The 14,771-nt window shown below is 56.0% G+C and carries 14 protein-coding genes; 1 reads left to right on the top strand and 13 read right to left on the bottom strand.

What is annotated here, in order from left to right:
- Positions 1–28 precede the first annotated feature (28 nt).
- Positions 29–1,042 (top strand): NAD-dependent epimerase/dehydratase family protein, encoded by a 1,014-nt coding sequence (locus ACQG2G_RS07140; RefSeq protein WP_013097338.1) that lies wholly within the window; start codon positions 29–31, stop codon positions 1,040–1,042.
- Between the two features lie 96 nt (positions 1,043–1,138).
- On the opposite strand, the gene ACQG2G_RS07135 is transcribed toward ACQG2G_RS07140, so the two are convergent.
- The 13 genes from ACQG2G_RS07135 to gspE form a co-directional block, all read right to left on the bottom strand.
- A complete protein-coding gene (locus ACQG2G_RS07135) occupies positions 1,139–2,980 on the bottom strand; it encodes a glycoside hydrolase family 19 protein (protein WP_348595918.1) in 1,842 nt (613 codons plus the stop codon).
- A gap of 136 nt (positions 2,981–3,116) precedes the next feature.
- Positions 3,117–3,569 carry a type III secretion system invasion protein IagB gene (iagB, locus tag ACQG2G_RS07130; protein WP_348595919.1) on the bottom strand — a complete coding sequence of 151 codons (453 nt, stop codon included), beginning with the start codon at positions 3,567–3,569 and terminating at the stop codon, positions 3,117–3,119.
- Positions 3,570–3,706: 137 nt separating this feature from the next.
- Entirely contained in the window at positions 3,707–6,409 is a 2,703-nt protein-coding gene (locus ACQG2G_RS07125; protein WP_348595920.1) for a glycosyl hydrolase family 18 protein, read from the bottom strand.
- Between the two features lie 263 nt (positions 6,410–6,672).
- Positions 6,673–7,470 carry an A24 family peptidase gene (locus ACQG2G_RS07120; RefSeq protein ID WP_348595921.1) on the bottom strand — a complete coding sequence of 266 codons (798 nt, stop codon included), beginning with the start codon at positions 7,468–7,470 and terminating at the stop codon, positions 6,673–6,675.
- Positions 7,467–7,952: a type II secretion system protein M gene (locus tag ACQG2G_RS07115; protein WP_348595922.1), complete on the bottom strand. Its 486-nt coding sequence runs from the start codon at positions 7,950–7,952 to the stop codon at positions 7,467–7,469. Before ACQG2G_RS07115 ends, ACQG2G_RS07120 begins: the two co-directional genes overlap by 4 nt.
- Positions 7,949–9,079: a type II secretion system protein GspL gene (gene gspL, locus ACQG2G_RS07110; RefSeq protein ID WP_348595923.1), complete on the bottom strand. Its 1,131-nt coding sequence runs from the start codon at positions 9,077–9,079 to the stop codon at positions 7,949–7,951. The genes ACQG2G_RS07115 and gspL overlap by 4 nt, the downstream gene beginning before the upstream one ends.
- 15 nt (positions 9,080–9,094) lie before the next feature.
- Positions 9,095–10,111 (bottom strand): type II secretion system minor pseudopilin GspK, encoded by a 1,017-nt coding sequence (gspK, locus tag ACQG2G_RS07105; protein ID WP_013097345.1) that lies wholly within the window; start codon positions 10,109–10,111, stop codon positions 9,095–9,097.
- Positions 10,108–10,779 (bottom strand): type II secretion system minor pseudopilin GspJ, encoded by a 672-nt coding sequence (gene gspJ, locus ACQG2G_RS07100; RefSeq protein ID WP_013097346.1) that lies wholly within the window; start codon positions 10,777–10,779, stop codon positions 10,108–10,110. The genes gspK and gspJ overlap by 4 nt, the downstream gene beginning before the upstream one ends.
- On the bottom strand, positions 10,776–11,150 hold the full coding sequence (gspI, locus tag ACQG2G_RS07095; protein WP_058660310.1) for a type II secretion system minor pseudopilin GspI: 375 nt from the start codon (positions 11,148–11,150) through the stop codon (positions 10,776–10,778). The genes gspJ and gspI overlap by 4 nt, the downstream gene beginning before the upstream one ends.
- Positions 11,143–11,628: a type II secretion system minor pseudopilin GspH gene (gene gspH / locus ACQG2G_RS07090; RefSeq protein WP_020689911.1), complete on the bottom strand. Its 486-nt coding sequence runs from the start codon at positions 11,626–11,628 to the stop codon at positions 11,143–11,145. Before gspH ends, gspI begins: the two co-directional genes overlap by 8 nt.
- A complete protein-coding gene (gene gspG, locus ACQG2G_RS07085) occupies positions 11,628–12,077 on the bottom strand; it encodes a type II secretion system major pseudopilin GspG (protein WP_013097349.1) in 450 nt (149 codons plus the stop codon). Before gspG ends, gspH begins: the two co-directional genes overlap by 1 nt.
- Positions 12,078–12,079: 2 nt before the next feature.
- A complete protein-coding gene (gene gspF, locus ACQG2G_RS07080; RefSeq protein WP_058660311.1) occupies positions 12,080–13,288 on the bottom strand; it encodes a type II secretion system inner membrane protein GspF in 1,209 nt (402 codons plus the stop codon).
- Positions 13,288–14,766, bottom strand: coding sequence for a type II secretion system ATPase GspE (gene gspE / locus ACQG2G_RS07075; RefSeq protein ID WP_013097351.1), 1,479 nt, complete (start codon positions 14,764–14,766; stop codon positions 13,288–13,290). The genes gspF and gspE overlap by 1 nt, the downstream gene beginning before the upstream one ends.
- Between the last annotated feature and the right edge of the window lie 5 nt (positions 14,767–14,771).

The raw sequence follows: 14,771 nt of genomic DNA, 5'->3' as shown, positions 1-14,771 counted from the left end.
GAAATTCTTTTCAACACAGTGGATTGTTATGAAGGTACTGGTTACCGGGGCGACCAGCGGCTTAGGCCGAAATGCGGTCGAATTTCTGCGCAACAAAGGCATTAGCGTCAGGGCTACCGGTCGCAACGAGGCGATGGGTAAGCTGCTGCAAAAAATGGGCGCAGAGTTTGTCCATGCCGACCTGACGGAGCTGGTCTCCTCTCAGGCGAAAGTGATGCTCGCCGGAATCGACACCCTGTGGCACTGTTCCAGTTTTACCTCTCCGTGGGGAACCCAGGAAGCCTTCGATCTCGCCAACGTGCGCGCCACGCGCCGTCTGGGCGAGTGGGCCGTTGCCTGGGGCGTGCGTAACTTTATTCATATCTCCTCTCCGTCGCTCTACTTCGACTATCACCACCACCGGGATATCCAGGAAACGTTCCGTCCGGCCCGTTTTGCCTGTGAGTTTGCCCGCAGCAAGGCGGCCAGCGAAGAGGTGATCGACCTGCTGGCGCAGTCGAACCCGCATACGCGCTTTACGATCCTGCGTCCGCAAAGTCTTTTCGGACCGCACGATAAAGTGTTTATTCCGCGCCTGGCGCAGATGATGCACCACTACGGCAGCGTGCTGCTGCCGCGCGGCGGCGATGCGCTGGTGGACATGACTTACTACGAAAATGCCGTGTACGCCATGTGGCTGGCGAGCCAGCCGGACAGCGATAAACTGGCGTCCGGTCGCGCCTATAACATTACCAACGGCGAACCCTGCCGCCTTCGCACCATTGTGCAGCGCCTGATCGACGAGCTGCACATCGACTGCCGCATTCGCTCGGTGCCTTATCCTATGCTGGATATGATTGCCCGCAGCATGGAGCGTTTTGGCAGCAAAACCGCCAAAGAGCCTGCGCTGACGCATTACGGCGTGTCGAAGCTGAATTTTGATTTCACGCTGGATATTTCGCGCGCGGAGAACGAGCTGGGGTATAAGCCGATTGTGACCCTGGATGAAGGGATTGTGCGCACCGCGGCGTGGCTGCGGGACCACGGGAAGTTGCATCGGTAGTTAATTGGGTGCGGCCTGATGCCCTCACCCCGGCCCTCTCCCACAGGGAGAGGGAGTAAAGACGAAAACGGCAACCCGAAGGTTGCCGTTTTGCTTTTACAGTGCCGTCCAGGCCTCTGACCATGCCAGACCTGCGCCTGGTTCATAGTACATTGGTGCGTTGTTACACCAGCCGCTGTACGGGAACGGTTTGCACTGGAACAGTTTACCGTGGTTGTTCACGATATCGCCTGCGCTGTACTTGCTGTTCGCGCTCCACGCCGGGTAAGAGCCGGAAGTGCCTTCGTCCTGAGACGGGGTGGCTGCTTTGGCTTTTACGTTCAGCAGGTATGTGGTGGTGCTGCTCAGCTCGCCGTCGCTGACGGTCAGGCTGATTTCATACTGCTGCGCCGTCGCGGCTTCAGGCGCGTTGAAGGTCACCACCGCTTTATCGTCGCCGGTAACGGTCTGGCCGTCCTGGGAACGCCAGGTGTAGGTCAGCTTGTTGCCGTCTTCGTCGGTAGAGCCTTCTGCGCTCAGGGAGACCTGCGCACCGGCTTCAACCGCACCGATCGGACCAGCAATCTGCGCTACTGGCGCATGATTTACCACCGCCGGGATGTCGTCTGGCACAGGTGCCGGGGTTTCATCCGGTGTTGGTGTCGGCGCTGGCGTCTCATCTTCAGACGGGGCTGGAGCAGGAGCCGGTGTTTCATCCGGCACGACCGCGGAACCGTCGTCGTTAACGATGTTCACGTTAAAGAACTTCTGTACACACTTGGTGTAGTCGCCGTCTTTGAACGCGCTGAATGGCGTCTGGTAACCCACCAGCTGGCAAGCGTAGGTCTTACCATCAGGGGTATCCGCGCTCCATCCCCAGTCCTGTTCCCAGTAAATCTTCAGGGCGCCTGCGCCACCTTCATCGAACTGCTTCATGTTGGCACAGCCAAGCACTTCGTCAGCCGGTACAGGGACTTTCAGGTAGTTAGCGAACTCTTTGTAGTATTTGATACGGTTCTGAGACTGGGCAATTTCAGTCGGGCCACCGCACTCTACGCCGCCGTTGATGATCTGGGTGGTCACGCCAAAGCCATGGACAAGACCGTTGGCTTTATCGTGGTCGTTCGGCTGCCAGGTGCCGTCGATAACCTGAAGCATGCTTGGTTTTGGCGGCTGTGGATAGGCGAAGAAGAAGATGGCGCTCGCCAGGTTCAGCCAGGTATCGGCCACCAGCTCAGGTTTGTCGAGCAGCGTGCGGACATCGCCGTACATTGCTTCAGAGAAGGGACCGTAGTTGTAGTTGTAGGACAACTGCTTAGCGCCGCGACCAAAGTAGCTCAGGAAGTCGCCATCTTTGTCTTTACCGCACGGCCAGGTCTGACCCTGCCAGACGTCCGGGTTACATTCCCCGTTATAGCCGCCCTTCTGGCCTTCGCTCCAGCCCATCTCGCGCACGTAAACCAGCGCCTGACGCCATTCAGCTTCCGGACGCCAGCTTTCGTGACCGCCGGTTTCCTGCGCAAAGTGGGCAAACATGGTTGCCAGCTCTTTACGGCAGATAGCTTCGCTATCGCGGCCATCTTTGTAGGTGTCGCACAGCGCCGGGAATTTACCCACGGCTTTCAGGAAGTTGCTGTAGCTGTAATCCTTCGCGCGCAGTGGGAACAGGTATTCCCAGTCGCTCTCTTTAAGGATCCCTTCAACGCGTTTCACGTTTGCCGGGTTGGCTGCACGGCCTGGCTCAATCTGCTCAACTGATGCGTTGTCCAGCGTACGGATGGTATCCTTCACGGACTGCATTAGCGGGAAATCAGTGAGCTCTTTTTCCTTTTTCGCCAGATCGCTGGCTTTCATGGTGTAAGGCTCGCTGCTTTCTGCCTTCAACATGGTGGCCTGAGCCATAACAGGTGCAATGCAAGCACCCGCAATCAACACGCTCAGTAATGTCCTTTTATTCATCTCGGTTATTCCTGTTAATTCGATGGTTTAAAATAAAATCCCAGTTTATTTATTAATCCATTAATAAATAAACTCCAGACAGCTGTTTTTCATTTTCTGAAGAATACGGGTGGGTACTCTTCAAAAAAGAAAAAACTCACCAGTTCGTTTTGTCATGGGCAGCTAATTTTAACTGCTGATATTTTTTCCAGACTTTATGGGCATAAACCATACGTTTAGGATAATTTTCCCTTTTAAGCCCGGCGTTATACGCTCCCACGGCTTCCCAGTTGTATCCATAAACTTTAATCATGCCTGACAATATAGAGGCGCCGACCATAATGGAGGTGCAGGGCTCTGTCATCAGACGGTTTTCATTAATGCCTTTACGTTCAAGTTCAGGAAAGTGCGAGCTGTTGATTTGCATTAATCCGACATCGCGCGTTCCGTCATGATTGATGCCAATGGCATACGGGTTCATTCCCGATTCCACATTCGCGATGGCATAAAGTAAAAACGGATCAATATGATAATAATGCGCCGCTTTATTCCAGCAATTTGCAAATGCGCTATGACTTAATATCAATAACAAAAACAGAAACCTTTTCATTCTTCACCTGCGTGGCCGTTTTTTATTCTCCTCAAACACGTCCTGTTAAATTAGTGGAAGGTACTGGCCACACCCGAAGCGGGGTGTGACCAGTGATTGTGGGCTGATATCACACCCACAATTTCAAGCTCAGAAGATTATTTGCAGTCTGCTGACGCGCCTTCTTTCACCCATACATCGCTGTTGCCTGGTTTGTCACCTTTTGTCCACCATTTCGCGCGGTACTCGAAACCTTGATAGGTTGTCTTGTCACCACCGTTGTAGACCATGTCGGAGCGCCAGTTCATTTTCACCTGGCTGACCAGTTCCCATGCATCGGCGTTAAAGCCAGGTTTGTTGCCCTGAGTCCAGTACTTCGCTTTCCATACCAGATTATCGGAGCTGACCATGTCGCCGTTGTTGTAGATTTTGCTGGATTCCCATGCCGCGTATTTGCTGGCATTGGCATCTACCGGGTTATCGCAGCTGCCGGTTGCAGTGCCTTCATCAGATGGCGTGTTACCTTCATCGGATGGCGTGTTGCCTTCGTCAGACGGGGTATTGTCTTCATCAGGCACAACCGGGGTGGCTTTCGGCGTTACGGTAACCTGTACGTTAGACTGTACGCTGGTTTTGCCGTCGCTTACGACAACGCTCAGGGTGTAGGTAGAGTCAGTTGTAACGTCCGGCGCGGTGATCTGTACGCTGGAGGTATCAGTACCGGTCGCGTGCATATCAGATGGTACGCTCCAGGCGTAGGTCAGTGCATCACCGTCTGGATCCGCTGCCTGCACGTTCAGAGCAGCAGTCTGACCTGCTTCCACGGTCACAGCCTGCATCTGGTTAACCACTGGTGCCTGGTTAGCCTTAGGCGCTTTGTTCACAACCTGCACGTCAGCGGTGCTGCTCAGGCCTTTCGCATCGGTCACGGTCAGACGGAATGCCAGGGTCTGGTTGCTGGAGACAGCGCCAACGGAGAAGGTTGCTTTCGCTTTGGTGCTGTTGGTCAGCGTGACGCTTGGGCCAGAGATCTGAGTCCATTTGTAGGTCAGCGCATCACCATCAGGATCGGTGGACGCAGAGCCATCCAGGGTTACGGTCGCAGGACCGGTCACGGTTTGATCCGCCGCAGAAGCAACCGGCGCATGGTTGGTCACAACCGGCTCTGGCGTAGAGCTGCCCAGCAGGCTTTCGTTCATCGCGTTCAGGATGTCGCCGTTATCGGAGTCGATAGACCATGCGAACAGGCCGCCCAGGTTTTTCGCCAGAACGTATTTACCTTTAGCGGTAGCAGAACGGGCATCTTCATAAGAGATCAGCTCGCCGGTGGATTTGTTGAAGACGTATGGCGCTTCAGCATCCGCGTCATAGCCGTATTCCCAGCCTGGCTTGCCTTTGTACTCGTTCACAATCTGACGATAGTCAACCACGCCCGGTTCCCAGGTGCCTTTCACGCCGTCAGTCGCGGTACCGGTGAACGGGTTGTCGCCGGTATAACCGTGAACGCCAGTCCAGCCACGACCGTACATGCCGGTACCTACCACGATCTTGCCTGGCTGTACGCCCTGCTGCAGCAGCGCGTCAACGCCGTTAGAGGTGGTGTAGTTGGTATCCGGACGCCATGCTGGTGCATGCAGCGCCGCCTGGTGACCCAGATCGGTCATGCTCCACGCGCCGTAGAAGTCGTAGCTCATCAGGAAGATGTGATCGAGGTACTGCTGCGCCGTGGTGTAGTCCACGTCTTCGATCTTATCTTTGCCTGCGCCGATGGCGCTGGTCAGTTCATAGGTACGACCGGTTTCAGCGGACAGCTCGTTCAGCATAGAACGCAGATCGTGCATCAGCGCGGTATAGGTCGCTTTATCAACCTGCGGGTTGCCCAGCGATTCATTCACGCCGCCGCCGCCCGGGAATTCCCAGTCAATATCCACGCCGTCAAAGAATTTCCAGGTTTTCAGGAAGTCTTTAACAGAAGAGACGAAACGTGCGCGGATCGCGGTGTCGTTCATATGGTGGAACGGATCGGACATGGTCCAGCCGCCGATGGATGGCAGCACTTTCAGGTCTGGATGCGCTTTTTTCAGCGCCATCAGCTGGCCGAAGTTACCTTTGTACGGGTCGTCCCAGTTAGAGACGCCAGACTGTGGTTTTTGCAGCGCAGCCCATGGATCGTGGATAGCCACGGTGTAGTCCTGACGGCCAGCACAGGCTTTCTGCAGGTTTGCGAAGCTGTTGCCGTTTTCAACGGTTTTCAGACCGTCGTTGATGCCGTCGCCGCCACAGATTGGAATGAAGCCGTACAGGATGTGGTTCAGGTTAGCGGCAGGGATTTTATCGACCGGGAAGTTACGGCCGTAAACGCCCCACTCAGGGAAGTAGGCAGCAACCACTTTATCGGTGTGTTTTGCGAAGGTTTTGTTGTTTTCCTGCAGAGGCGCATTCAGCGGCAGGAGATGGCTACCGTCGGTATCGGCAACGATAATCAGCTTGCTTGCGCTTTTGGTACAGCCGCTGTTGTTACAGAGTTCAACCTGCTCCTGATAACGACCGCCTTTTTTCACTTTAAAGGTGGCAGAGCCGGATGCACCGGCAGCACCGGACCAGACGGTCTGGCCATCCAGCAGCACTTTACCGGAGGTTGGCGCATCGCCGCTCCAGACGTTCCACTCGACTTTTACGTCGACACCGTCGTTATGAACCTTAACAAGATTACCGTAGTCCACTACGGCCTGGTCCACTTCAACGATGGCAAATTTATCGTTACCGCTGCTGATTGAAGGCGTACCTGGCGCTGCGGCGAACGCAGAGCCGGAAACGGCTGCGACAAAGAGTGCCAGATAGGTTGGCTTCATAAATTTCATTATTAATTCCTGATAATCTTATTTTTGATAAATGAAAAGGACCATGTATTCCATATAACATGGGCGAGTACTGAATAAGCTATTTAATTAAAACCACAAACCCAATTTAATTTTACTAACCATGTATAGTGCTAATATACCCTCCATAAAAAGACATGAGCGGCAATCCTTACAGCTTATGTTTCTTACAATACTCCGGGAATTAATTGGTGTCCTTTCATTCCCTCAGCGAAAAAATTTCAAAAAAAACTTGACCGCGTAAATCAGAATGTGAATTGCAAGGTCTGCAGAATAAAAATAACCAAACCGGCGAGTGACAACAGAGGGCCAAACGGAATAACGCTATTTTCTTTAACCGCTTTATAAAAAACAAAATACAGTGCGATACCGCTTAATGCCGCCGCGAGCAATAACGAAGGTAACGCCTGCCAGCCGCACCACGCGCCCAGCGCAGCCAGCAGCTTAAAATCACCGTAGCCCAATCCCTCGCGTCCTGTTGTCAGGCGAAAGGCCCAGTAGAGAAGCCACAGCGACAGGTAGCCCGCCGCTGCGCCAAACAGGGCATCCGACAACGGTAAGGTATGAAAAAGCGCATGATTCAGCAGGCCCGCCCACAGCAGCGGCTGCGTCAGGCAGTCCGGCAGCAGCATGTGTTTTGCGTCTATCGCCGCCAGCGGCAGCAGCCCGCACCAGAGAACCCACAGCGAAATCAGCGCGGCCGCAGACGGGGCATACGCCGCCGTCAGGGCAAAAAACAGGGCGCTGGAAAGCTCGAGTAACAGCAGGCGCAGCGGGATCGCGGTTTGACAGCAACGGCAGCGCCCGCGCAGGCAGCACCAGCTCAGGACAGGAATGTTTTCCCACCAGGAGAGCGCGTGGGAACACGCGGGGCAGTGGGATGCCGGAAACAGCAGGTTTCCGGCGCCCTCCTCTTCCTGGATGAGCGGAGGAATGCGTTCGACCACCACGCCCAGAAAGCTGCCGATAATGCCGCCAAGCGCGCCGCTCAGAAGGCACAGGGCGGGCATCTGGCTGCCCTGAAGCAGCGTCAGCGGGCTCATGCCGCTTTCGCCCAGGAGAGTTTAATCTGCGCCTTCACGTCGCTGAGGTGATCCACCGGGGTAAGATCCATTTTTTCCAGACGCACGCCGGAGGTTAAATTCACCTCCCGAAGCCAGTTTTTCAGTTCATAGACGTTGACCCGATCAATATTAAACGTCAGGGTTTGCCCGTCCTGCTGGATATTACTCAGCGCAACGTGGATCTCTTTGGCGCTCTCTTCCACCACGCTTCTCGGGTTACTGGTTTTTAATACTTTCGCCTGAAGGTGATTTTTATTAATTTCTGCACGCATCCAGTTCAGGGTCTGTTTCTGTTTTTGCAGCGTGCTTTTCTCATTTTTAATAATATTATCCAGCGGGGTCATTACACCGTACCAGATAATGGCGCAACAGAGCGCCGAACCACAGAGTTTAATCAGCGTTCGTTCGCGCGGGCTGTAACGCAAATAGCGTGCTTTTAATTGTCCAATTTTCTCTTTCATTTATATTTCCCTGTGATGATAGCGGTATAAGGCGCTTCACTGGAGACCGGCTGCAGCGTAAAGTCGAAGGTATCACTCGCCTTATTGACGAACGCCTGCAACGCCGTGGGATCCATCGAACGGATGTTCAGCGTGAGCTGATTCTGGGTGTCGTCGTATCCCACTTCACTCAGTTCGACCGCCGGGAGCGATTGCTTGATCTGCTCCAGTGCGTCCAGTTGAAGAAAGATCCCTTTCTTCTCTTTCTTGATGTTCTGCCCGAAGTGGTACTTCAGGTTGGTGGTCTGGCGCAGCGTGGGGAAATAGTGCTGGGCCAATTCCACCATCTGCTGCTGGGCCAGGTTTTCCTGGTTAGAGAGCATCCAGGCCATGCCGATGCGAGGGCCAACCAGCAGCCCGAGACTCAGCACCGCCATGGCGGCAAGGGCCGGTTTCGCATAACGGAAACCAGTCTGTGCACCCGTGGCGCTAAAAACGCCGTGCAGCAGGTTTGCTTTGCAGCTTTTCCACTGCGGCTGGATCAGCACCAGCGGATGCTGCCAGGCCCGTTGCTCATCCACCTGCACGTCCGCTGGCGCATCGCCGTAACAGACGAGGTTACCGGCGCACTGCTGGCTCAACAGCAGCGGCAACAGGGCGGCGTCGGTTTCACAGGCGCCAAACGGCGAATAGCGCATCCAGTAGCCGCTGTCGGTGGAGACCAGCGTGCTGCCGTCCTCCGTCACCGGCAGAAGGATCGCATCGGGCAGCACCTGCACCACCGTCAGCCCGGCATCGGCACAGCGGTCCAGCCAGTACTGCAGACGCGCCGCATCAATGGCCACCGCGTCCACTTCCCGCCCCTTCTTGTTGAGCACCGTCCAGTGAAGCGTGTCCACATCGCCAATCAGCGTCTCTTCTGCCAGCCAGGAGAACTCAACGCTGCCTTTTTTGGGCAACGTGAAGCGACGGAAGATCATTTCGCTGGCCGGCAGTAGCAGGCAGACGCGTGCGGCTAACGCGTGACCGGCAAGCGCCGCCAGTGACGCCCCGCCCTGACGCTGTTCCACCTGGTCGCTACCGGACTCGCACCACATTATGTTCCCGTCCTCATGCGTGTCGGGACGAATAAAAAGCACCTGTTTCATAGAATTCGTCTTGTGTTATTCAACCATTCGGTAGCGACGTTGCCAGGTAATTACCTTCCCGGCTTCATTATCAACATGAAGCTGGCTGACGACGCGCAGCGTTAAATCATCGGTATTGCCGGTACTGTTGACCCGGAAATAGTGACTGTTTACCGCAAGAAACGCCTGAACCTGCTTGAGGGCGTCTTTGGTCTGCGGATAATTTGTCTCAAGCTCTTTCTGGAATGCCTCCATCGACTCCCAGCCCTCTTCCGGGCGGGAGGCGATCAGACGGGCGGCTTCGTCCTCGCTCAGCGAGCCGATAAACAGGGCTGCCAGCAGCGGTGCCTGTTCTTCGGTCAGGGTGTTTACATCCACCTTGCTGGCGGTGTCGGGTAAGGCGCACAGCACTTTACTGACCTTGCCGTAGGCCGCCACCGGAAACGCGGGCAGCAGCTTTAGCTCGCCCGGGGTGCGCATCATCTGATTCGCAGGCAGCCGTGCGGGCTCAACGCCGGCCCAGGCATCTGTCTCCAGCCCCTCTTTGGCCGTTGTGGTATCGCCGTCGAGATAGTCCATCAGCTGCTGATAAATCTCTTCTGCGTCACCGGCGGAAATGCCGCTGTCGGTCAGAAGCTGCTCAACGATGCGCGCTTTGACCGGTTTTTCCGGCAGCGCCCCTGCGGTCTGTACCGCGGGGGTCGGATCGGCCGCCAGCAGGTTATTGACGTTAAAGCAGGTCTGGGCATCCTCAATCTGGCTCACCACGGTGTAGTGTTCACCCTCTGTCTCCACCGGCTCTGTCCACTCCCCTTTGGGCGACAGCCCCTGGCTGTCACCGCTGGCGTAGGTCTGAAGCAGACCTTCAATGGTTTTTTGCTGGCTCTGAATGGCCCAGCGCAGCTGCTGCTGGCTTACCTGATAACGGGTTTTCTGCAGATTGCGGCAGAACTGCTGGCTGATTTTGGCCGCCAGCGCCGACATCATGACCAGCAAAATTAGCACCACCAGCAGCGCGACACCGCGCTGTTTTCGAACCGATTTTCCGCTCATTTGTTCTCTCCTGACGGAGCGGGCACCGGCTGCGGTTGTGGCTGCGCTGGCGTGGCCGCATCCCCCGATGGCGCAGGCGTTTGTTCTGCTGGAGCCGCCGGGGCGACCGGCATATCACCCGGCGTGGTAAATACCCAGCGCCAGGTATCGCCATTCTCCATGGTCAGCAGAAGTTCTACGCCGTCCGGCTGATGCGCCGTGTCGGTCCATTTGTTCTGCCAGCCCTCTTTCCAGAAGCGCCACGTCATCTCTTTGACATCGCTGAGGATCGGCACCTCTTCCGGCTTCACATCGGCAGGGCTGTCGATAACCGGCCAGATATCGCGCCACAGTTTTTTGTCCTCAAGCCGCCAGCGCACGCGCTCCAGCTGGACCTGACCGCTCACGCCGTTCAGCGTGGTCAGCTCCAGCGCATCGTCGTGCTGGACAAATACGTCAGGCTCGTTGCGTGGCGCGCGTGCCTGAAGCTGAAAGAAATCCCGCTCCAGCAGGTTATAGGCGCGCTGAAGCTGGTTGAGTTGAGTCGCCGCCACGTCGGTGGCGTTCGAGGTGCGCATCGCCCCGTCCAGAATTTGCCAGGCAAGCGTGCTGATAACCGCGAAGATGGTCAGCGCAATCATGATCTCCAGCAGCGTAAAGCCCTGCTGACGCTGAATGTGCTTGCTCATTTCACCTCTCCGGGTTCCGGTATCTGCAGGCTCAACACCGGTTTGTCTTCATCATCTTCGGTGTACACCTGCACTTCATCGGCAAAGCGATTTTCGGCGGTTTTCACCCGCTGCTTGCGCCAGATCCAGCTTCGCCCCCCCATGATTTCTGTCCCTGTCTGCAGGGCATCCGGGAACGGCGTGTTGCTCAGCTTTGCTTCCGCCAGCTGGTTTTCCGCCACCCAGCTCGCCTGCAGCGAATCGGCCAGGCCATGGGTAAAGCGCACGTTCAGCGAGACGGAGTTCATCAGCGCCAGCGCGGCGGTGGAGAAGATGACCAGAGCGACCATCACTTCCAGCAGGGTCATCCCCTGTTCTTTGCGTTTAGTCATCGTTCTCTACCGAAACCGGTGATGCCCCCTGCGATACCACGCGAAAGCGCTGCTTTTTATCGAAACTCTGCAGGGACAGCGTGAAGCGGCTTATCTCCCCGTCCGGCAAAAAGACAATCTGCGGCGTGGCGTCGGTTGTGGCAGCAATGCGCTGCGGTGACAGCGACACGTGCATCTCTTCCGGGAACTGGCCGTGGGTGACAATGCGCCCGGCGGTTAAGGGTTCCCAGTGTCGTTCGCCCTCTTTTTCGGCCCAGGTCACCAGCTGATATTCTGAGGTGGTGATCACCAGCCCAACGATATTTCCGTCCATTACTGCACGGTCTGAACCATATTCAACGAGGGCTTTTAACTGCTGACCGAAAATATCCGCGCCGCTGCGCGAGGGGATTGTCGACACCACCATCATGGCGCAGGAGGCAAATATCACCAGCGCCAGAATAATTTCCAGTAAGGTAAACCCACGTTGCTTATTCATTACTTCTCTTTTTTATCTAAAGACCAGTTGGTAATATCATCCGCGGTATTCGCTTCGGCATCCGGGCCCGCAGAGAAAACATCCACTGCGCCATGTTCGCCCGGGCTAACCAGAATATAATCATTGCCCCACGGATCTTCCGGCAGGCGGCGAATATAGCCATCATCACGGTAGTTTTTCGGGATTGGCGCGATATCAGGTTTGGTGACCAGCGCCTGCAAACCCTGCTCCGTCGTGGGGTAACGGTGGTTATCCAGCTTGTACATATCCAGCGAACCTTCCAGCGCCACAATATCGCTGGTTGCTTTCTGGGCATCGGCTTTTTCTTTATTCCCCATTAAATTTGGTACCACCATACTGGCGAGCACACCGAGAATAACGATCACCACCATTAATTCGAGCAAGGTAAAACCGGCCTGACCTTTCAGGCTATTTCGTTTTAAAGACATATTTAACCCACCATATTATTGAGCTGAAGAAGCGGTTGTAATATTGACAGCACGATAAATAAAACCACTGTCGCCATTGTCACCACCAGTGCCGGTTCAAATACCGACAGCGTTAACGTAATTCGATGCTGTAATGCCGATTCCTGGTTTTCCGCGGCGCGATCCATTAATGAACCTAATTCCCCGCTCTCTTCGCCGGAGGCAATCATATACAGCATGGTCGGCGGAAAGAGTTTCGCCTGGTCCAGCGCGTTATACAGAGAAGCGCCCTGACGTACGGTATCTGCCGCCTGCTCCAGCACCTGCCGGGCATAGAGGTTTTCGATCCCGTCCATCGCGATATACATCCCCTCCAGCAGCGGGACGCTACTGGCCTGCAGAATGCTGAGCGTGCGGATATAGCGGGCGCTGTTGATGGCGCAAACCAGCTTTTTAATCGGCGAGCCATTCACCAGCCAGCTGTGCCAGCGAAAGCGGTTCGTGGTTTTCTTTACCCACGTCTTAAAGCCCGCGATTGCGCCGAACAGCCCCCCGGCAATGTAGATCCCGTACGCCTGCAGAAAATCGCTCACCGCAATCAGCGTGCGGGTGGTGATCGGCAGCTGTTGTTTCATGTGCACGAACTGCTCGATGACCTGCGGCACCACCGCCACCAGCAGGATGCTGATCACCGCCACGGCAACCACCGTCAGGGTGATCGGGTAGACCATCGCCTGCGTCAGTTTGCTTTTCATCTTCTGGCGCTGCTCGTTGTACTCCGCCAGCTTCTCCAGCACATCGCCCAGGTGGCCGGTTTTTTCCCCGGCCATCACCAGCGTGCAGTACAGCTTGTCGAAGGTGCGCGGGAACTGGCTGAAGGCATCAAACAGCGTATGGCCTTCCACCACTTTCTCGCGGATCTCCGTCACCATAGCCGCCAGCTTTTTGTCTTCCGTCTGCTTTGAAATGGCCTTCAGGGCGCTTTCCAGCGGCAGCGACGCGTTAACCAGCGTTGACAGCTGACGGGTGAACATCGACAGCACCGGCACAGAGAGTCTGGTGCCGGTTTTGGCTTTAGCGCTGGCCGCATTTTCACGGGTTTCGGTGATGGTGAGCGGCATCAGCTTCTGCTCACGCAGCGACTGGCGCACCTGCTTAGGTCCTTCCGCCTGCAGCGTGCCGCGCTGGGTTTTTCCGGCGGCATCGGTCGCGGTCCACGCGTAGAAAGCCATTACTCATCGCCTCCACGCTCGGCGGTCACGCGCATCACCTCTTCAAGGGACGTGATACCGCTGATAACCTTCATCAGCCCGTTTTCGCGCAGGCTGTAGGCCTGTTTGAACAGCTCGGTCTCAATGGACATCTCATCTTTATCTTCATGAATGGCGCGGCGCATGGCGCTGTCGACCACCAGAAACTCGTGAATGCCCGCGCGTCCCTGATACCCGCTCTGGCGGCATTGGTCGCAACCAACGGCGCGATAGATGGCCTTTGGTGGCTTATCCATAAAGCTAAACAGCGCTTTTTCATTGTCATCCAGCGGACTGGTGGTACGGCAGTGCGGACACAGCCGACGCACCAGACGCTGGGCAATGACGCCGAGTAGCGACGAACCAATTAAAAAGGACTCCAGCCCCATATCCCGCAGACGGGTGATGGCCCCCGCCGCACTGTTGGTGTGCAGCGTAGACATGACCAGGTGACCGGTGAGCGACGCCTGCACCGCGATTTGCGCGGTTTCACCGTCACGAATTTCCCCGATCATCACCACGTCCGGATCCTGACGCAAAATGGCGCGCAGGCCGCGGGCAAAGGTCATGTCCACGCGCGGGTTGACCTGCGTCTGCCCCACCCCTTCCAGCTCGTACTCAATCGGATCTTCGACGGTCAGAATGTTGCGTTCATGTCCGTTCAGGGCCGACAGAATGGCATACAGGGTGGTACTTTTACCGGAGCCTGTCGGCCCGGTGACCAGGATGATGCCGTGCGGGCGGTTAATCAGCCCTTTCAGTTTTTCCAGCTCTTCATCAATGAGTCCGAGCTTGTTGATATCCGGTTTCAGGTTGCTCTTGTCGAGCAGACGCATGACCACGCGCTCGCCGTACTGCGACGGAATGGTCGAGACACGCACGTCAATCGCCTTGCGGCCAATGCGCAGGGAGATACGGCCATCCTGCGGCAGTCGTTTTTCGGCGATGTCGAGTTTCGACATGACCTTAATACGCGAGACCAGCAGCGGGGCCAGTTTACGTGCGGGCTGGAGCACCGGGCGCAGCACGCCGTCAACGCGGAAACGGATGCTCAGCGTGCGTTCAAAGGTTTCGATATGGATATCCGATGCACCGTCTTTTACCGCTTCGCCGAGAATGGCGTTGATCAGGCGGATCACCGGCGAGTTTTCGTCGTTATCCAGTAGATCTTCGTTGTCCGGGATCTCCTCGGTTAACGCCATCAGATCGATATCCGCATCCATATCGTCCACCAGTTGCTGCGAAACGCCGCTGTTCTGCTGCCAGATTTTGGCCAGCATCTCATCAAACGCCTCCGCGCTCAGCGTCTGGGGCACAAAGGCGCGCCCCAGTACCCGGCGCATCTCCAGTAGCGCAAACGCGGGGACGTCATCACGGATATAGACCGTGTCGTTCCAGAAAAGGATGCCGTTCTCCTTCGCAAAGCCGCTGGTGCAAAGCTGTTTCGTCAGTTCATCCACGCGTC

The organism is Enterobacter cloacae complex sp. 382A5 (assembly GCF_050031095.1).
GTDB lineage: Bacteria > Pseudomonadota > Gammaproteobacteria > Enterobacterales > Enterobacteriaceae > Enterobacter > Enterobacter cloacae.
Note: the sequence above shows the minus strand (reverse complement) of the source record. Positions and strands in the feature narration are given on the sequence as shown.